Annotated in this window: 20 protein-coding genes; 12 read left to right on the top strand and 8 right to left on the bottom strand. The window is 62.0% G+C overall.

From position 1 onward, the window contains the following. Positions 1-25: 25 nt before the first annotated feature. Entirely contained in the window at positions 26-712 is a 687-nt protein-coding gene (locus V8Z65_RS15865) for a queuosine precursor transporter (protein WP_338721118.1), read from the bottom strand. A 107-nt stretch (positions 713-819) separates the two neighbouring features. Next, positions 820-1104, bottom strand: a complete 285-nt coding sequence (gene rpmB / locus V8Z65_RS15860; RefSeq protein ID WP_338721117.1) for a 50S ribosomal protein L28 — start codon at positions 1102-1104, stop codon at positions 820-822. Positions 1105-1342: 238 nt separating this feature from the next. Here rpmB and V8Z65_RS15855 point away from each other — a divergent pair, with 238 nt between their 5' ends. Further along, a complete protein-coding gene (locus V8Z65_RS15855; protein WP_338721116.1) occupies positions 1343-2125 on the top strand; it encodes a DUF3108 domain-containing protein in 783 nt (260 codons plus the stop codon). 369 nt (positions 2126-2494) lie between these two features. On the opposite strand, the gene V8Z65_RS15850 is transcribed toward V8Z65_RS15855, so the two are convergent. Continuing rightward, positions 2495-2827: a nuclear transport factor 2 family protein gene (locus V8Z65_RS15850; protein ID WP_338721115.1), complete on the bottom strand. Its 333-nt coding sequence runs from the start codon at positions 2825-2827 to the stop codon at positions 2495-2497. Between the two features lie 506 nt (positions 2828-3333). Between V8Z65_RS15850 and V8Z65_RS15845 the strand changes: the two genes are divergently transcribed. From V8Z65_RS15845 to V8Z65_RS15820, 6 genes are all read left to right on the top strand, one after another. Beyond that, on the top strand, positions 3334-6294 hold the full coding sequence (locus V8Z65_RS15845; RefSeq protein WP_338721114.1) for a helicase-related protein: 2961 nt from the start codon (positions 3334-3336) through the stop codon (positions 6292-6294). Between the two features lie 3 nt (positions 6295-6297). Then, positions 6298-6708: an RNA-binding S4 domain-containing protein gene (locus V8Z65_RS15840; RefSeq protein WP_338721112.1), complete on the top strand. Its 411-nt coding sequence runs from the start codon at positions 6298-6300 to the stop codon at positions 6706-6708. Between the two features lie 227 nt (positions 6709-6935). Beyond that, positions 6936-7274 (top strand): ferredoxin FdxA, encoded by a 339-nt coding sequence (gene fdxA / locus V8Z65_RS15835; protein WP_338721111.1) that lies wholly within the window; start codon positions 6936-6938, stop codon positions 7272-7274. 367 nt (positions 7275-7641) lie between these two features. Continuing rightward, positions 7642-8208, top strand: coding sequence for a CarD family transcriptional regulator (locus V8Z65_RS15830; RefSeq protein WP_338721110.1), 567 nt, complete (start codon positions 7642-7644; stop codon positions 8206-8208). A 115-nt stretch (positions 8209-8323) separates the two neighbouring features. Then, the gene (locus tag V8Z65_RS15825; protein ID WP_338721109.1) at positions 8324-8770 is read left to right on the top strand and encodes a hypothetical protein; all 447 of its coding nucleotides are present in this window, start codon (positions 8324-8326) and stop codon (positions 8768-8770) included. 116 nt (positions 8771-8886) lie between these two features. After that, on the top strand, positions 8887-9219 hold the full coding sequence (locus V8Z65_RS15820; RefSeq protein ID WP_338721108.1) for an SMR family transporter: 333 nt from the start codon (positions 8887-8889) through the stop codon (positions 9217-9219). Here the strand turns inward: V8Z65_RS15820 and V8Z65_RS15815 are convergent. The 3 genes from V8Z65_RS15815 to V8Z65_RS15805 are packed head-to-tail and all read right to left on the bottom strand — an operon-like array spanning position 9188 to position 11237. Beyond that, a complete protein-coding gene (locus V8Z65_RS15815; RefSeq protein ID WP_338721107.1) occupies positions 9188-9763 on the bottom strand; it encodes an AAA family ATPase in 576 nt (191 codons plus the stop codon). The genes V8Z65_RS15820 and V8Z65_RS15815 overlap by 32 nt on opposite strands. Beyond that, positions 9760-10407: a glutathione S-transferase family protein gene (locus V8Z65_RS15810; protein WP_338721106.1), complete on the bottom strand. Its 648-nt coding sequence runs from the start codon at positions 10405-10407 to the stop codon at positions 9760-9762. Before V8Z65_RS15810 ends, V8Z65_RS15815 begins: the two co-directional genes overlap by 4 nt. Then, a complete protein-coding gene (locus V8Z65_RS15805; RefSeq protein WP_338721105.1) occupies positions 10404-11237 on the bottom strand; it encodes a methyltransferase domain-containing protein in 834 nt (277 codons plus the stop codon). The genes V8Z65_RS15810 and V8Z65_RS15805 overlap by 4 nt, the downstream gene beginning before the upstream one ends. A gap of 48 nt (positions 11238-11285) precedes the next feature. Here V8Z65_RS15805 and V8Z65_RS15800 point away from each other — a divergent pair, with 48 nt between their 5' ends. From V8Z65_RS15800 to V8Z65_RS15780, 5 genes are read left to right on the top strand one after another with little or no spacing between them, the layout of a single operon-like run. Further along, positions 11286-12101: a ComF family protein gene (locus tag V8Z65_RS15800; RefSeq protein WP_338721104.1), complete on the top strand. Its 816-nt coding sequence runs from the start codon at positions 11286-11288 to the stop codon at positions 12099-12101. 37 nt (positions 12102-12138) lie between these two features. Beyond that, a complete protein-coding gene (gene grxC, locus V8Z65_RS15795) occupies positions 12139-12393 on the top strand; it encodes a glutaredoxin 3 (RefSeq protein WP_338721103.1) in 255 nt (84 codons plus the stop codon). Positions 12394-12402: 9 nt separating this feature from the next. Further along, positions 12403-13230 carry a carbon-nitrogen hydrolase family protein gene (locus V8Z65_RS15790; RefSeq protein WP_338721102.1) on the top strand — a complete coding sequence of 276 codons (828 nt, stop codon included), beginning with the start codon at positions 12403-12405 and terminating at the stop codon, positions 13228-13230. 58 nt (positions 13231-13288) lie between these two features. Beyond that, positions 13289-13711, top strand: a complete 423-nt coding sequence (locus V8Z65_RS15785; protein WP_338721101.1) for a DUF1178 family protein — start codon at positions 13289-13291, stop codon at positions 13709-13711. Further along, entirely contained in the window at positions 13708-14061 is a 354-nt protein-coding gene (locus V8Z65_RS15780; protein ID WP_338721100.1) for an MmcQ/YjbR family DNA-binding protein, read from the top strand. Before V8Z65_RS15785 ends, V8Z65_RS15780 begins: the two co-directional genes overlap by 4 nt. Positions 14062-14187: 126 nt before the next feature. On the opposite strand, the gene V8Z65_RS15775 is transcribed toward V8Z65_RS15780, so the two are convergent. Continuing rightward, positions 14188-14574, bottom strand: coding sequence for a GNAT family N-acetyltransferase (locus tag V8Z65_RS15775; RefSeq protein ID WP_338721099.1), 387 nt, complete (start codon positions 14572-14574; stop codon positions 14188-14190). A 16-nt stretch (positions 14575-14590) separates the two neighbouring features. Beyond that, on the bottom strand, positions 14591-16444 hold the full coding sequence (gene ilvD, locus V8Z65_RS15770; RefSeq protein ID WP_338721098.1) for a dihydroxy-acid dehydratase: 1854 nt from the start codon (positions 16442-16444) through the stop codon (positions 14591-14593). Between the last annotated feature and the right edge of the window lie 376 nt (positions 16445-16820).

Here is a 16820-nt window from a genome sequence, read left to right as displayed (position 1 = left end):
TAAAAATCGGCTATTGGCCAAGCTCTCAGGCGGCGGCGCCGAGCGGCGGCAGCGGCTTGAGCTTGCCCATGAGCGCCCGGTAAGGTGCCAGCAGCAGCAGCGCGGCGAGGAACTTCATCATGAAGTCGCCGCAGGCCAGCGAGAACCAAAGCGGGACTTCCGGGCCGATGCCCAGCCAGGGTGCGGGGAAACCAAGCGAGCCATCCTCAAGCCCGAAAAGCGTATCGATGCCAGCCAGAGCCGGGGCAAAGGCGATGGTGAAGAAGATGGTGGTGTCGAGCACCGAGCCAAACAGAGAGCCGGCCAGCGGTGGCAGGAACCAGGACCGGGCCGCGCGCAGACGCGAAAAGATGGCGATGTCGAGCAATTGGCCGATCACGAAAGCCACGGCCGATGCCAGGGCAATACGCTGTGTGGTGGCAGCGGTGCCTTCGGGGTTCCAGGGCAGCGGGTGATAGCTGAGATAGAAGGAACAGGCCAGACCGACAACAAAACCGACCAGCACCACAAGGCGCGCCTTTTGCGCGCCGTCATAGCGATTGGTCAAATCGGTGACCAGGAAGGCGAAGGGAAAGGTAATTGCACCCCAGGTCAGTAGGTCGGCCAAATTGACCGATCCAATCTGGACGTTGAGGGGGTAGAGGACCAGGACATTGGACGCGGCGACAACCACGACCATAGCGGCAACGGCCGCCAGAAGACGAGACAGCATCTGACTGTACCTTTATCTATCCGCTGACCGGCATCAGACCGGGGCGGGAAAAACGAACCGCGCGAGGCTCGGGCGTCGCGCGGGTCGAAAGACGATCAGGAAAGCGCTTAGCCGGCGAGGGCGGCGCGGATTTCCTTCTTGAGGCCCTGGGCGAGCGGGGAGAGGTCGGCGTCGTCCTGCTTGAGCAGGAACGCGTCCAGACCGCCACGGTGCTCGACCGTGCGCAGGGCAGAGGTGGTGATGCGCAGCTTGACCGGACGATTGAGCGTGTCCGAGATCAGGGTGACATTCACCAGATTGGGGAGAAAGCGGCGGCGGGTGCGGTTGAGGGCATGCGAAACATTGTTGCCCATCATAACGCCCTTGCCGGTGAGTTCGCAGCGACGTGCCATTTTTTAGATCCTGTTTGTGTAAAGGTCCTGCGTGGCGGAAAGTCCGCAACGGGCCTCATTTGTCATGAAATCTGGCGGGTCTTTAGAGAATTGGGGGCCATTCGTCAAGGCAAGAGCCCAGACAAAGGGGCGCGAGCGCCTTGCTTGTGCCCGACAGGGACGGCAATTTGGACCGAACCAGTGATTCGTCCCGCCCGGCCAGCGTCTCGCGCGGGCCATGCAGCCGAGAAGACCTTACGTGATCCGCACTGCCCTTGCCCTTATTGTCGCGCTTGTTCCGTTTTCCTTTTCTTCAGTGCAGGCCGCGCCCGTGGATGCCAGCGTCAGCTATGTGGTGACGGTGGGTGGGATCAATGTGGCCATGGTCGATATTGACCTTGATGATAGTGGTGCGCGCTACGAGCTGGCGCTGTCGGCGCGTGTGGCTGGGCTCGGGAGCGTGGTGGCCAGTGGCACGGCCAGCGCCAAGGTGTCGGGCGTTTCAAGCGGCGCTAGCCTGCAATCGCAGAGCTTTGCGCTCGAAACGCGCGCCAACGGCGAAGTGTTTACGGCCAATGTGGGCTATGAGGGGCGCAATGTCAGCGCCTTTCAGGTGCAGCCGCCGGTGCTGGATGCCTATGACAGGGTGCCGCTCGAACGCGGTCATCTGACAGGCGTGGGCGACTTTCTGTCTGCTTTCATCCTTAAGGGGCGTGAGCTGGACCGGAGCCTGTGCGAACGCACGCTCAAGATTTTTACCGGCGTCGAGCGTTTCAATATCAAGCTTGGCTTTCTCGACAATGACGAAGCAACCTCGCCGCGCACCGGTTATCAGGGGCCGCTGGTTGCCTGCTCGCTCAAATATCAGCCGATCTCGGGACATTTCCAAAGCTCGGAAATGACCAATTACCTGGCCGATACCAGCCGGATGATCCTGTGGTATGCGCCGCTGGGCCAGACCGGCTATTTCATCCCCTATCGGGTGATCATCGGCACCTCGATGGGTGATCTCTCCATGGTGCTGACGCGCGCCCAGAGCTAAGGCGCCTGTCCCGCTTTCGGACGGTCAAAGGCTTTTTTGACAATTTGGCGACATCTGCGCCCAGCGATTGCAGCGCCTACGCGTTAACGGCGTCGAGCAATCGCGCCAATATGACGGTAAGGCCGCAGCAGGATTCGGGCCTCATGGCGCAAAATTAAGCCGATCTTTACCTCGGTGAACACGATTTCGGCCGTTCGGGCGCTTTTGCCGGGCTTCTGGTGTGCCTGGGACCGCCAGGACACCATATCTGGCTGAGAACAAAGCCGAATTTGTGATTCTGCCCCGATTCTGTCTCTGTTCGTTCCGGGTTTGGACCGAGTGTTAACCTTGGGCGGACGCGCCGTGTCGGACTGTACCGCTATGAAACAATCATAGAGTTTCCAGGGTAGCGATGCGCTGGCGTGAGTCGATTGTGAAGGCTTGGCGCAGGACGGCAGGGCTACCCGGAAAGGTGCCCGAAACCTGGAAGGTTACAAGGATGCGATCCTTGTCCATATCGACCTGCTGCAATTGATAGCGCGGGTGATAGCGCTCCTGGACACTGCGCAGCCAGAGCGCGATTGCGGCCTGCCCGCGATGCCATTGCCCTTCATCGCGTACCGCGGCGTCGGGCGCAAACAGGACCGCCGCCTCGGCGGGATCCGTCCGGTTGAAATATTGCGCGATCGGTTCGGGAATGCTGGCAGGGGCAAGTGCGGGCATCTTATGGGTGCTCCAAGGTATGCGTTGCCTCTGTAATGCGGCATGGCGTTGACAGCTTCCGTCAGCAGCCATTGTCCCATCCCGGCACGTCAATGCGGTTTTTCGTCAAGATCAGAATGGAAAGGGCAGGACTCATTGGCACGACGATATGAAGACAAGAAAAAATCCACAAAAACAGACGTTTACCATGTCTTCAGATTTGACCGATCCGGCCCGAAATTAACCCGATGGCAAGCAGTCTGAACACGCTTTGGCCCTGAAATGCCGCCGGGCGCAGGTTGGCCGCGGTATTTGGCACCCATTAGTATGAAATGGGGCGGGGCATCTACCATATCTAGCCGTGAACAAAGCCAGACTCGGTGAGTCGCACCGATTCGGTTCTGTTTCGTTCCTTATCCGTTCCGGCCATTAAGATCGATGACAGAACCGTGGCAAAGATGTCCTTTGCTGGGACAAAGCGCCAAGCCCCCTCGCAAGGCGGCAAGGGACCGCTTACATAGGGCGCGATGAGCTTTTCTCCTTCCCATTCGGTCAAGGCCATTTTGGGGCCGACCAATACCGGCAAGACCTATTATGCCATCGAGCGCATGCTGGCCCATCCCTCCGGGATGATTGGCCTGCCGCTGCGCCTTCTGGCGCGCGAGGTCTATCAGCGGATCGTCGAGCGGGTCGGCGAACAGGCCGTGGCCCTGGTCACCGGCGAAGAGCGGATCGTGCCTGCCAAGCCACGCTATTGGGTGGCGACGGTCGAGGCCATGCCCATGGATATCCATGTCGATTGCGTCGCCGTGGACGAAATCCAGACGGCCATCGATTTTGATCGCGGCCATGTCTTTACCGACCGGATATTGAAAGCGCGCGGCCTGCAAGAGACCCTGTTGCTCGGCTCGGCCACCATGGCGGGGGTGGTGCGCAAGCTTATCCCCCACGCCGAAATCATCGATCGGCCGCGCTTTTCGCAATTGACCTATGCCGGTTCCAAGAAATTATCGCGCCAGCCGGCGCGCAGCGCCATTGTCGCGTTCTCGGCCCGCCAGGTCTATGCCATTGCCGAACTGATCCGCCGCGAACGTGGTGGTGCGGCCGTGGTGATGGGTGCACTTAGCCCCCGGACCCGCAATGCCCAGGTCGAGCTCTACCAGAATGGCGATGTGGACTTTCTGGTCGCCACCGACGCTATCGGCATGGGCCTTAACCTCGACATCCACCACGTCGCCTTTGCCGACGATACCAAGTTCGATGGCCACCAGAGCCGGCCGCTGACACCCTCCGAACTGGGGCAGATCGCCGGACGCGCGGGGCGGCATCGGCATAACGGTACTTTTGGCGTCACCGGCGGCACCGAAGGGTTCGACGAAGAGCTGGTGGTGCAGCTCGAAACCCACGATTTCCAGCCGATCAAGCAGGTGCAGTGGCGCAATTCGAACCTCAATTTCGGCTCTATAGAGGGTCTGCGGAATTCCCTTGAGCTGATGCCGCAGGACAAGACGCTGACCCGGGTGCCGATCGCGACCGATCAACATGCGCTGGAATTTCTGGCGCGAAATGAGGCCGGTGCCTTGGCGCGCGGCCATGATGCGGTCAAACTGCTTTGGGAATGTTGCCAGATTCCCGACTATCAGGGCATTTCACCGGCTGCGCATGGCGAGATCGTTACGCGCATTTATTCGGATTTGAGACGAATTGGAACGGTTCGGGCAGACTGGATTGCCGAGCAGGTCCGGTTTTGCGACAATGCGGAGGGCGACATTGACACACTCAGCAACCGGATCAAGCAGGTCCGTACCTGGACCTTTGTCGCCAATAGAAAAAACTGGCTTGAAGACCCCATCTATTGGCGCGAAAAGACGCGAGACATTGAGGACCGCCTGAGTGATGCGCTGCACGAGCGTCTCACCCAGCGCTTCGTGGACAGGCGCACCAGCGTGTTGCTCCGCCATCTGAAAGACAAACGTATGGTATCTCCCGAAATCAACAGTCAAGGCGAAGTGCGGCTGGAAGGTCATCTGATCGGCACGCTGGAAGGCTTCCGCTTCACCCTGGCCCGCAATGACGGCGACACGGACGCCAAGGGGCTGCGCGGCGCAGCCGATTCGGTCGTTGCCCCGGAGATACACCACCGTGCCGAGAGATTGGCCGGTTCGCCAAATGAAGAATTCGTGTTGGCCACCGATGGGCGGCTGCGCTGGCGCGGCGAAATCGTGGCCGAACTGGCCGAAGGCGATAGCCTCTACCGCCCTCGCATCATCATGCTGGCCGACGAGACGTTGACCGGACCGGACCTGGAAAAGGTGCAGGACCGGCTCTCGCTCTGGCTCCGGCACCATATCAATACCGTGCTCGAACAGGTCATGGCGCTCGAGGCGCCGGCCGATCTCGAAGGCACGGCCCGGGGCCTGGCCTATCAGCTGTTTGAACATATCGGGCTGTTGCCGCGCGCGGCGGTGGCCGACGAGGTCAAGGGGCTGGACCAGGATGTGCGCGGCAAGCTCAGAAAACTCGGCATCAAGTTCGGCGCCTATCACATCTATCTGCCGCTCTCGCTCAAACCCGCGCCGCGCGAGCTGGCGCTGATTCTGTTTGCGCTCAAAAATGGCGGCGTGCGCCAGCCCGGCGTCACCGATATTCCCCATATCGTGCTCTCGGGCCGCACCTCGTTCCTGGTCGATCCGGAAGTCGACCCGCGGTTATACGAGATCGCCGGCTTCAAGGTGGCGGGCAAGCGGGCCGTGCGTGTCGATATTCTCGAGCGCCTGGCCGATATCATCCGGCCGCTGGTGGCGCTCGACGCCGGTCGTCCCTATCAGGGCGAATTGCCGGCAGGCGCTGCCGAGGGCAATGGTTTCCGCGTGACCGTGGAAATGACCAGCCTCCTGGGCTGCTCGGGCGAGGACTTTTCGTCCATTTTGACCTCGCTGGGCTACCGGGTTCGCCGCACGCCCAAGGTGGTCGAGGCACCTGCGCCCGTGTCGCCAGCCGAGGCGTCGGAGGAAAGCGAAGCGCTGGACCAGGTGCTGGAGGCTGCACCTGCCAGTGTCGAGCCGGTGGATGAAGCGGCCGCTGCGACCGCAACCTTGGAAGAGACAGGTCCCGCCGAAGGGGTGGTGCCGGATGCGGCACCGGCCGATGCAGCTCCTGCCGAACCGGCCGAGCCGGAATTTGACGAAGTCTGGTTCCCTGGCGGCCGCCGCCAGAACGATAATCGCCGCCATGAAGGGCGCCAGCGCCGTGAGGGCGAAGACGGCCAGCGGCAGAATAATCGGCCGCGTCACGGCAAGGGCCCGCGCCGTCCCGATGGCGAGGATCGCGGCCATGCCGGCAAGCCGCATAATGGCAAGGGCCGGCCGGACAAGCCCGACCGTGGCGAGCGCAAGGATCGCCGCCCGCCGCGTGAGGACCGCAAGCCGGTTTTCGATCCGGACAGCCCCTTTGCAGCGCTCGCCGCATTGCGCGGCAAGTCGGAGTAGGGATTGACAGGGCCGGGTCAGGCGCCGCTTCGCAAGGAGCGGCTGGACCGGTTCCTGTTCTTCTCGCGCGCCGTCAAGTCGCGCACCTTGGCGCAGAAAATCATCGAAAGCGGCGCCATCCGCGTCAATTCGGAAAAAACCGAGCGCACGGACTATAAGGTCGGTGCGGGCGATGTGCTGACCATGTCGCTGAATAACCGGATCGTGGTCTGGCGCATTCTCGATTGCGGCACACGGCGGGGGCCTGCCACCGAAGCCCAGACGCTTTACGAGGATATGTCCCCTCCGCCCGTACCACGCGCCGAGCTCACCCCCTATGATGCGGCGATTGCCGCGCGGCCAGCGGGTGCAGGCCGCCCGAGCAAGAAAGAGCGGCGCGAGACGGACCGGTTGCGCGGATTGGACGAGGATTAGTAGCCCCAGAAGCCCGCCACCCTTGATGCGGAGGGAATGAGGGTGGGGTGGCTACCGCGTGAGGACTATGGGGCAGATCATTTCCCAATCTGCCCCAACCTGCGCCAAACCGTCCCCCCTGACAGCCTTGCGATAGCGCAGAAAACGGTTTAGCACCGATCCCGTTGAGACAGGCGGGCTGACCTGCCCCCTGCGTCAGGCCGCGTTTAGATGGGATCGCCTCCTAGATGACCTATATCGTCACCGACAATTGTATCGCCTGCAAATATACCGACTGCGTGGAAGTGTGTCCGGTGGACTGCTTCTATGAGGGCGAGAACATGCTGGTGATCCATCCGGACGAATGCATCGATTGCGGCGTGTGCGAACCCGAATGCCCCGCCGAGGCCATTAAGCCCGATACCGAAAGCGGGTTGGACGAATGGCTTGAGCTCAACCGCAAATTCTCTGCGTCCTGGCCGAACCTGACCGAACGCCGCGATCCGCTGCCCGAGGCAAAAGAGCGTGATGGCGAAGACGGCAAACTGGCCAAATATTTTTCCGAGGAGCCCGGCGAAGGCGACTGAGTCGCAGTGCCTATCTGCGGTCAAGACCAAATAGAGCAGTCCTGACAAGTACTTGTCATGGTTTCGTCACATCAGGTCGTGGGTGGCCTGCTGGGGTATCGAAGGTCTGATTCGTTCTTTTTGATTCTGCTGAAAATTTGTGCTATGGTCTTGCCATATGCAGTTGAGCCCAACCCAGCCCGTGCCGCGAAGGCACGATTTTTTTGACACCAGACAGAGCTGATCGATGACGTTCCGGCAAGGCGGATCCGGCGCGACATGGGATTGACTGCGCATATGCGCCCGGGTCGGGCGCCAAACAAGTAGGATGGCCGGCCTTGCCGCAAGGAACCAGCCATTTGGGGCGTCAACAAGGAGTTCGAAGCATATGGTAGCCAAGAAGCAGCAGCAGCGGCTTGGGTTCAAGACGGGCGAGCATGTCGTCTATCCGGCCCATGGCGTCGGTATGATCGTCGCCATTGAAGAGCAGGAAGTCGCTGGCCTGACCCTCGAGCTGTTCGTGATCAGCTTCGAGCAGGACAAGCTGACCCTTCGCGTACCTGTCGCCAAAGTGAAATCGGTCGGCATGCGCAAGCTGGCTGAGGACGACGAGGTCCAAAAGGCTCTCGACACGGTCACCGGCCGTGCCCGCGTCAAGCGCACCATGTGGTCGCGCCGTGCCCAGGAATATGAAGCCAAGATCAATTCGGGCGATCTGATCGCCATTTCCGAAGTGGTCCGTGATCTCTACCGTTCCGAAGAACAGCCCGAGCAGTCCTATTCGGAACGCCAGCTGTTCGAGCAGGCCATGGACCGCATGAGCCGCGAAATCGGCGCGGTGCGCAAGCTGACCCTCACCGAAGCGGTGCAGCTCATCGAAAAGCAGCTCGCCAAGAGCCCGAAGCGCACCAAGGCCGATGCCGCCGAAGCCGAAAGCGACGAAGAGGCGGCATAAGCCTCTTTGCGATCCCATTAAGAAGGGCCGGTGGAGACACCGGCCCTTTTTTGTGCATTGACTGTCACTACGCAATCGTGCTCAATAGTGCGCATGAGCACTAAGGAGCACTCAAATGAATTATGTATGCCTCCCCTTCCCGACAAGCCTCTACAACCGCATTGTTCTCCAAAGCGAGGGTAAAGTAGACCCCACCCGCTTGGTTGCCGATCTCGTTGAAAACTATATGGAGTCAAATGGCAAAGACCTGAAAGGTCTCATTAGCGTTGAGGAAGCTCGCCCAATCGATCGCCAATATGGCGATCCGGGGAGAGCCCACTTGTGGGGTAGCCTCAAGCTGCCGAATGGCACTGAACTAAGGATGAGATACAAGCACAAGACCCACTACGGTCGAATTGTCCACGAACAGGTCGAATGGGAAGACGGGATCTACAACTCCGTGTCTCAGTGGGTCCGGGCCGTTGCTGAAAACACGTCGCGCAACGCATGGCACGACGTGTGGGTTAAGCGTCCAGGCGATCAAGATTTCATCTATAGTGACGCTTTGCGCCGAGATTCTTGATCACACCGAGATACGTGAAGAGAAGCGGCCGGTGGTGACACCGGCCTTTTTCACGTCCGGGCTGTCTTGCAGGCGTCACGCTTCGGGTTCACAAGATGCCGCCGCCGGAGCCCTTCATGTCCAATTATGTGTTTCTCGCCATCGCCATCATCGCCGAGGTGATTGCCACCAGCGCCCTCAAGGCATCGCAGAGCTTTACGCAAGTGCTGCCGTCGATTCTGGTGATCGTGGGCTATGGCGTGGCCTTCTACTGCCTTTCGCTGACGCTCAGGACGATCCCTGTCGGCATTGCCTATGCCATCTGGTCGGGCGCCGGCATCGTGCTTGTCTCGCTGATCGGCTTTGCTTTTTACGGCCAGAAGCTCGATGTCTGGGCCATTGTCGGCATTGGGCTGATCATTGCCGGGGTGATGGTCATCAACCTTCTGTCGAAGTCGGCGGCGCATTGAGCCGATAGGCTCCAGAGGCGAAAGCCGCAATCGACGCCGCGACCGCCTCGGCGCGATCCAGCCCGCCCACGTCCAGCACATGGCGCTCATAATCGCCCAGATCGGCGAATTCGGCGTGCAGGGACCGGACCACAATGGGGTCTGTGAGGCTGTCGCCACCGCGCTCCTCGCAGCGCGACACCGCCTCATCGGCCGAGATGCGCAGCACCACATAGTGGAGCGGCAGGCCGAGCGTCAGGAAGGCCGGCAGGGCCCAGGGCCGGATGACGCCATCGAGCACCACGAAATAGCCGTTGCGGGCATAGGTGCCCGCAACGCCCGCGGCAATCTCCATGACCATCTCGTTCTGGCTGTGCGATTGCGGCAGCCAGGGGTCGATCTTGCCGGTCTTGATATAGCCCCAGAAATCGTCGGAATGCAGATGCACCTTGGGCAGGCCCGGCAGATGCGCGAGCGCCTCGGCGGTGGTGGTCTTGCCCGAACCGGGATGGCCGGACAGGATCAGGATATGGCCGGCAAGGGGATCGAGATGCGCCGCGTTCATTCGGTCACGCGCAAAGGGTCGTAGGACACCATGACATGGGCAGAAAAGGCCGGTCTCCGGGTCAGGGTGGCGTAATATCGTTCGATCGCCGGCCAGGTTGGGCGGGCAATATCGATGTCGAAATAGCGGTAGAGTACATGGCCGAACTGGATGTCGGCCAGAGTGAAATTGTCGTCCGCAAGGAAGGTTTGGTCGCTCAGTTGCGCTTCGGCGATAGCGAGATGCTTTTCCAGCCGATCAAGGCCTGCGGCCAGCACTGCCGGGTCGCGGCGCGCGGGCGCGGTGCGCACGACCTGCCAGAAAACCGGGCCGGTAAAGTTCAGGGCGACATTGAGCTTGGCCCATTCAGCCCATTTGTCGACGCTGGCGCGCTTCACCGGATCGGCGGGCCAGAAGGTTTCCTGGCCGTAGCGGGCGGCGAGGTAGCGCAGAATGGCGCCGGTCTCCCATAGCGGCTCCTCGTTGCCGTCACGCAGGACCGGCACCAGGCCATTGGGATTCATGGCGAGGAATTCGGGCGTGTCGTTGCCGCCATGGACATGGCCGACATCGTGGCGCCGATAGTCGAGCCCCAATTCGCCGATACACCACATCAGCGCCTGCACATTTGACGAGGTCTTGCGGCCCCAAATGGTCAGCGTCATGGCTCTGCCTTGCCCAAAACGTCCTTCATGCTGACCGTGGCGCTGCCGGGCCGGAGAGGTTTTTGCTGGCTTTCATGCGGCACCCAGCCGGCCAGCCAGATGATTTCCAGAGTCGCGCGGACCCGGCCGTCGGGATCGGCATCGCGGGCGGCATAGGCCTGGGCGGCGGCGGCAAGCAGGCTGCGGGTGGCGAATTTGCGCGGCCGGTCGGCCAGCGGATTGGAGGCGCCCAGGGCCTTGAGTTCGGCCATCAGCGCAAAAGGCGTTGCATAGCGCACGCGATGGGTTTCGACATCGGCCACGGGCAGGGCAAAGCCGGCACGCTGCAGCAGCGCTCCGGCATCGCGCACCTGCGCCATGGGCGCGACGCGGGCCGAAGCGCCACCGGAAATCTCCAGATCGGCCGCCAGAAAGGCGTCCCGCAATTCGGTCAGGCTTTCGCCACCGAGAAAGGCCGCCATCAGCAGGCCATCGGGCTTGAGCAGGCGGCGCAGGCGCGCCAGGTGGCCGGGCACGTCGTCGACGGCCTGCAGATGCAACAGCGACACAATAAGATCCTGCTCGCCTTGGGGCAGAGGCGGAAAGTCCTCGTCCGAAAAGGCCTCGATCCGTTGCACTGTCACCGGGCCATTGGCGGTGAACAGGGTTTGGGGGAGCGTTTGGGCATCCGGCCCGATCAATATGGCGCGGGTAAAGTCGCGTTTATAGGTGCTGAGACGATCCGCCAGGTCTTCAAGAACGAGGCTGCGCACGAAATTGTCCGAGGCCGGGCGGCGGCGGAGATTGCGGGCAATCTGGGCAGGATCGAACAGGCGCGGTGGGGCGGTCATGATGGAGGACTTTCGCCGTGGCGTCGGGACTTTCGCCCGGGCGCGATCATGGGCAATATGGGTCTTATGGAGACCGGGGCCGGGGAAGTCAAAGACATTGGGAATGGGGCGCGGCTGCGGCAGATGCTGGCCGGGCTGGGCGCCGGGCTGCTCGATCTGGTCTATCCGCCCGGATGCGCTGCCTGCAAGGCGCCGCTTGTGAGCCGGGACGGATTGTGCCCGCAATGTTTTGCCAGCCTCAAGCAGATCAGCGCGCCGCTTTGTCCGGTGCTGGGCATTCCCTTCGAGACCGATCCCGGTCCCCAGGCGCTGTCGGCCGAAGCCCTTGCCGATCCGCCGCCCTTTGACCGGGCCCGCGCGGCTGTGGCCTACAGCGAGATTGCCGGCACGCTGGTCAGCCGGCTCAAATATGGCGACCGGCCTGAACTGGCGCGGTTTTGCGCTGGGCTGATGGCGGCGGCCGGTCGTGATTTCTGGGATGACGGGCCGGTTCTGGTGCCTGTGCCGCTGCATGTCAGCCGGCTGCGGTTTCGCCGTTATAACCAATCCATGCTGCTGGCGCTCGAACTGGGGCGGCTGACCGGTTGTGTGGTCGATCCGCATCTGGTGCGGCGCCAAAAAAAGACGCGACAACAGGTGGGATTGAGTGGGGATGGGCGATTGCGCAATGTGCAGGGCGCTTTTTCTGTTCATCCATTGTTCATGGAGCGGCTCCAGGACCGGCCCCTGGTGCTGGTCGACGATGTCTATACCACCGGCGCCACCGTCAAGGCGGTGACGCGTGTGCTCAAGCGCGCCGGTGCACGCGAGGTCAATATTGTCACCTTTGCCCGCGTTGTCATCGGCGAGGATCTGCCCATATAAGGGAGCAAGTCCCTGATATTCACGAGCCAGGAAACCAATGGCCAAGGTTGAAATCTATACCACTCCCACCTGCCCCTATTGCCACGCCGCCAAGGCGCTGTTGCGTGAGAAAGGCGTGGATTACACAGAGATCACCGTGCTCGACCCCGACCTGCGCGAGACAATGACTCAGCGCGCGCATGGACGCCGCACGGTCCCGCAGATCTTCATCGATGAAATGCATGTGGGCGGCTATGACGATATGGCGGCGCTCGACCGGCGCGGCGGCCTGGACCCGATGCTGGCGGGGTAGCGGGCAAACATGAGAATTGCCGCCATCCAGATGTGCTCGGGGCTCGACCCCGCGGCCAATCTCGCCGCGCTCGAGCCTTTGCTGGCCGAGGCGGCTGGGCAGGGCGTCGACTATGTGCTGACGCCCGAAGTCACGATGATCTTTCCGGAGGACCGGGAGCAGTTGCGATCGGTAGCGGCGCCCTTTGAGGGGCATCCGCAGCTTGCCCTGGTGGGCAGGTTGGCGCGGCAGCACGGCATATTCGTGCAGATCGGGTCCTTGCCCATTCCGCTTGAAGATGGGCGGTTCGCCAATCGCTCGGTGCTGTTCGGGCCGGACGGGGCGCAGCGCGCCACCTATGACAAGATTCACCTGTTCGATGCCGATATCGCCGGGCTCAATGCCTATCGGGAAAGCGCTACCTATAGGGGTGGCGAACAGGCGGTGACGGCCGATCTAGGCGAGTTTAGGCTCGGCTTTTCCATCTGTTATGACATGCGCTTTCCGCGCCTTTACAATGCCTTGGCCAATAGTGGCGCAACGCTGATGGCAGTGCCGGCGGCCTTTACCGTGCCCACGGGGCAGGCGCATTGGCATGTGCTCTTGCGCGCCCGCGCCATCGAGACCGGCTCCTACGTTATTGCTGCTGCGCAGGGCGGGCATCACGCCAATGGCCGGGCTACCTATGGGCATTCGCTGATCGTGGACCCCTGGGGCAAGATCATTGCCGAGCTGGACCATGACCGGCCCGGTGTGCTGGTGGCGGATATCGACGCCGCCGCGGTGGCCGAGGCGCGCCGCCGCGTGCCGGCATTGGCCAATGCGCGCGATTTTGCGGTGCCCGATTTGCACCGCTAAGTCTGTTTGCCTATATCGGTTTATAGGCGTTCACGTTCTAGAGACGACGACAAGACCCGTGATCCAGTATTTGCTTCAATGTTCAAATGGCCATCGCTACGAGGCCTGGTTCAAAAGCGCCGCCGCCTATGACGAGCAGCAGGCGCGCGGCATCGTGACCTGCGCCCAATGCGGCGATGCCCATGTCGAAAAAGCCCCCATGGCGCCCAATGTGGCGCGCACGGATAGTGACAGGGTGCCGCTGAGCGCCAATCATCCCGAAGCTGCCAAAATTCGCGCCATGCTGCGCCAATACCGGCAGAAGGTGATGAGCGAGGCCGAAAATGTCGGCGACCGCTTTGCCGAAGAAGCCCGCAAGATCCATTTCGAAGAGGCTGAGGCGCGCGGCATCTATGGCGAGGCAACGAAAGACGAAGTGCTTGGCCTGATCGAGGATGGCGTCGAATTCCTGCCTCTGCCCGATATCGGTGAAGACAATTGAGCCTTTTTGTTCGTGACGGCTTCGATGCAGCGCTGACCACCTTGCCGGGTGTGACACTTGTCGATCAGTGGGAGGCGCGCGTCGCCAAGGTGGGCGGCAAGGTCTTCTGCCTACTCTCGGACGCGGCACCGCACAGCCTCGTATTCAAATGCGGCGAAGAGAGTTTCGATATCCTCACCAGCCTGACGGGGGTCCGGCAGGCTGCCTATTTCGCCAAGCGGCAATGGGTCAATGTTGCCGCCGATTCAGAGCTCAGCGATGAGGATGTGCTGGCCTATGCCAAACGCTCACATGCCCTGGTGGCCAAAGGGCTGACCAAGAAGCTGCGGGTCGAGCTCGGCATCATTTAAGGATTTGGGAGGTTGGGTCGGCCCGATAGGGAGGGTGGAATCCCCGCTATCGGGCCTGACCAGACCAGCAAACCTTGGCAGGCCGCTGGATGGCTAGGCGCGTGTTAGCACCGGCATCAGGGCTTGTCACGACAATTTCATGACACCGGCGGCGCTCGGGCGGAAGCCGCAGCCGCGATAAAAGCCGTCGAGATGGGGCTCGTAATCCACGTGGAGCCATTCGGCGCCGCGTTTGCGCGCCAGGGCCTGGGCCTGGCGGACCAGCTCGGTTGCAATGCCGCGCCGTCGATGGGCCGGATCGGTGCAGGTGTCGAGCAGGAAGGCGTGGACGCCGCCATCCCAGGCGATATTGACGAAGCCGATCAGCTCGCCGCCTTCATAGGCGCCGACATGGCCCAGGCTTCGCTCCAGGACAGGACGCATCGGCCGGGCCAGCGGCGCGTTCCAGGCGCGCCGCCACAACTGGTCCAGCTCCGCTTCGGCGGGAAAGGGATCGATGCGGTAGTCCGGCAAGGGCGCGCCTCGCGCCTCAGTTCCAGAGCTTGTCGATCGCCTTGGTGTCGCGCACGGCACCCTTGGCGGCCGAGGTTACCAGGGCGGCATAGGCCTTGAGTGCAGTCGTCACCTTGCGCTTGCGGGGCTGGGCCGGCTTCCAGCCGAGCTTATCCTGCTCGGCACGGCGGGTGGCCAGTTCGGCATCGGAGACCAGCACATTGACGGTGCGGTTGGGGATGTCGATCTCGATCATGTCGCCCTCGCGAACCAGGCCAATGGCGCCGCCTTCGGCCGCTTCGGGGGAGGCATGGCCGATGGAGAGGCCCGAGGTGCCGCCCGAAAAGCGGCCATCGGTCAGGAGCGCACAGGCTTTGCCGAGACCCTTGGATTTGAGATAGCTCGTGGGATAGAGCATTTCCTGCATGCCCGGGCCGCCCTTGGGGCCTTCATAACGGATGACGACTACGTCGCCTTCCTTGATCTCATTGGAAAGGATGGCCTTGACCGTCATGTCCTGGCTCTCGAAGACGCGGGCCGGGCCGGTGAACTTGAGGATCGACTCGTCCACGCCCGCGGTCTTCACGATGCAGCCATCGATGGCGATATTGCCCTTGAGCACGGCGAGGCCCCCATCCTTGGAGAAAGGATTGTCGGGCGAGCGGATGGCGCCATTAGTGCGGTCGGTGTCCAATTCCTTCCAGCGATTGGACTGGGAAAAGGCCTGGGTGGTGCGCACGCCGCCGGGCGCGGCCATATAGAACTGGCGCACGCTTTCCGAATTGGTGCGGGAAATATCCCATTTGTCGATGGCATCGCCCATGGTGGCGGCGTGGACCGTGGGTTCGGTGCGGTTGATCAGGCCCGCACGGTCGAGCTGGCCGAGAATGGCGAAAATGCCGCCGGCGCGGTGTACATCTTCCATATGCACGTCCTGCTTGGCAGGGGCGACTTTCGAGAGCACCGGCACTTTGCGCGAGAGCGCATCGATATCGTCCATGGTGAAATCGACGCCGCCTTCATGGGCCGCGGCCAGGATGTGCAGCACGGTATTGGTCGAGCCGCCCATGGCGATGTCGAGGCTCATGGCGTTTTCAAAGGCGGCCTTGGTGGCGATGGAGCGGGGCAGCACGCTCTCGTCCTCCTGCTCATAATAGCGGCGGGCCAGATCGACGATCAGGTGGCCGGCCTCCTGGAACAGGCGCTTGCGGTCCGAATGGGTGGCCAGGGTCGAGCCATTGCCCGGCAGCGAGAGGCCGAGGGCCTCGGTCAGGCAGTTCATGGAATTGGCGGTGAACATGCCCGAGCAGGAGCCACAGGTGGGGCAGGCGGCTTCTTCGACGGCCTGCACTTCCTCATCGGTATAATGGTCGTCGGCGGCCATCACCATGGCGTCGACCAGGTCGAGCGCCTGGAGCTTGCCCTTGACCAGCGCCTTGCCCGCTTCCATCGGGCCGCCGGAAACGAAGACCACGGGGATGTTCAAACGCATGGCGGCATTGAGCATGCCGGGGGTGATCTTGTCGCAATTGGAAATGCAGACCATGGCGTCGGCGCAATGGGCATTGACCATATATTCCACCGAGTCCGCGATGATGTCGCGGCTGGGCAGGGAATAGAGCATGCCGTCATGGCCCATGGCGATGCCGTCATCCACGGCGATGGTGTTGAATTCCTTGGCAACGCCACCGGCCGCCTCGATCTCGCGGGCCACCAGTTGACCGAGATCCTTCAAATGCACATGGCCGGGCACGAATTGGGTGAAGGAGTTCACCACGGCAATGATGGGCTTGCCGAAATCACCGTCCTTCATGCCGGTGGCGCGCCAAAGGCCACGCGCGCCGGCCATGTTGCGGCCATGGGTAGTGGTGCGGGAACGATAGGCAGGCATGGCGGATATCCTCGGTCTGGCTCACCGGTGGGGCCGGTTCTATTGTTCCTGACTGTTTAGACCCATTCCAGCGAGGCAGCAAGAAAAATCCGTACCGTACCGTACGGTACGCTCTGAGCCGGCAGTGCAGCCACAAAATCTCCCCCACTGGGGAGGTTTTAGGTGAGGAGGCCATGAGACTTCGCGGTGGGTCCGCAGGACAAGCAGCGCCAGTGGCGCTGCGCCAACGAAGAAGGCCATGAGAGCTAGGCTCGAATGGCGTAAAGGCCGGCGGCGTGGCAGCAAAATTCCCCCGTCCCGGAGATCCCGTCCATGCGGGAGGGCCGGTTTCGACCCCGTTCGGCCAATCAGCGTTCAGAAGGATGAAGCTTCAGGC

Source organism: Devosia sp. XK-2, from assembly GCF_037113415.1.
Classification (GTDB): Bacteria; Pseudomonadota; Alphaproteobacteria; order Rhizobiales; family Devosiaceae; genus Devosia.
The sequence above is the reverse complement of the archived record's forward strand: the minus strand, read 5'-3'. Positions and strand labels throughout refer to the sequence as shown.

What these genes read in the sequence shown, in the direction of transcription:
- V8Z65_RS15810 (WP_338721106.1), bottom strand. Translation starts at nt 10,407, where the DNA reads ATGACGCTGACCATTTGGGGCCGCAAGACCTCGTCAAATGTGCAGGCG.
- V8Z65_RS15790 (WP_338721102.1), top strand. Translation starts at nt 12,403, where the DNA reads ATGAGAATTGCCGCCATCCAGATGTGCTCGGGGCTCGACCCCGCGGCC.
- rpmB (WP_338721117.1), bottom strand. Translation starts at nt 1,104, where the DNA reads ATGGCACGTCGCTGCGAACTCACCGGCAAGGGCGTTATGATGGGCAAC.
- grxC (WP_338721103.1), top strand. Translation starts at nt 12,139, where the DNA reads ATGGCCAAGGTTGAAATCTATACCACTCCCACCTGCCCCTATTGCCAC.
- V8Z65_RS15815 (WP_338721107.1), bottom strand. Translation starts at nt 9,763, where the DNA reads ATGAACGCGGCGCATCTCGATCCCCTTGCCGGCCATATCCTGATCCTG.
- V8Z65_RS15820 (WP_338721108.1), top strand. Translation starts at nt 8,887, where the DNA reads ATGTCCAATTATGTGTTTCTCGCCATCGCCATCATCGCCGAGGTGATT.
- V8Z65_RS15830 (WP_338721110.1), top strand. Translation starts at nt 7,642, where the DNA reads ATGGTAGCCAAGAAGCAGCAGCAGCGGCTTGGGTTCAAGACGGGCGAG.
- V8Z65_RS15800 (WP_338721104.1), top strand. Translation starts at nt 11,286, where the DNA reads ATGGGCAATATGGGTCTTATGGAGACCGGGGCCGGGGAAGTCAAAGAC.
- V8Z65_RS15825 (WP_338721109.1), top strand. Translation starts at nt 8,324, where the DNA reads ATGAATTATGTATGCCTCCCCTTCCCGACAAGCCTCTACAACCGCATT.
- V8Z65_RS15845 (WP_338721114.1), top strand. Translation starts at nt 3,334, where the DNA reads ATGAGCTTTTCTCCTTCCCATTCGGTCAAGGCCATTTTGGGGCCGACC.
- V8Z65_RS15850 (WP_338721115.1), bottom strand. Translation starts at nt 2,827, where the DNA reads ATGCCCGCACTTGCCCCTGCCAGCATTCCCGAACCGATCGCGCAATAT.
- V8Z65_RS15805 (WP_338721105.1), bottom strand. Translation starts at nt 11,237, where the DNA reads ATGACCGCCCCACCGCGCCTGTTCGATCCTGCCCAGATTGCCCGCAAT.
- V8Z65_RS15865 (WP_338721118.1), bottom strand. Translation starts at nt 712, where the DNA reads ATGCTGTCTCGTCTTCTGGCGGCCGTTGCCGCTATGGTCGTGGTTGTC.
- fdxA (WP_338721111.1), top strand. Translation starts at nt 6,936, where the DNA reads ATGACCTATATCGTCACCGACAATTGTATCGCCTGCAAATATACCGAC.
- ilvD (WP_338721098.1), bottom strand. Translation starts at nt 16,444, where the DNA reads ATGCCTGCCTATCGTTCCCGCACCACTACCCATGGCCGCAACATGGCC.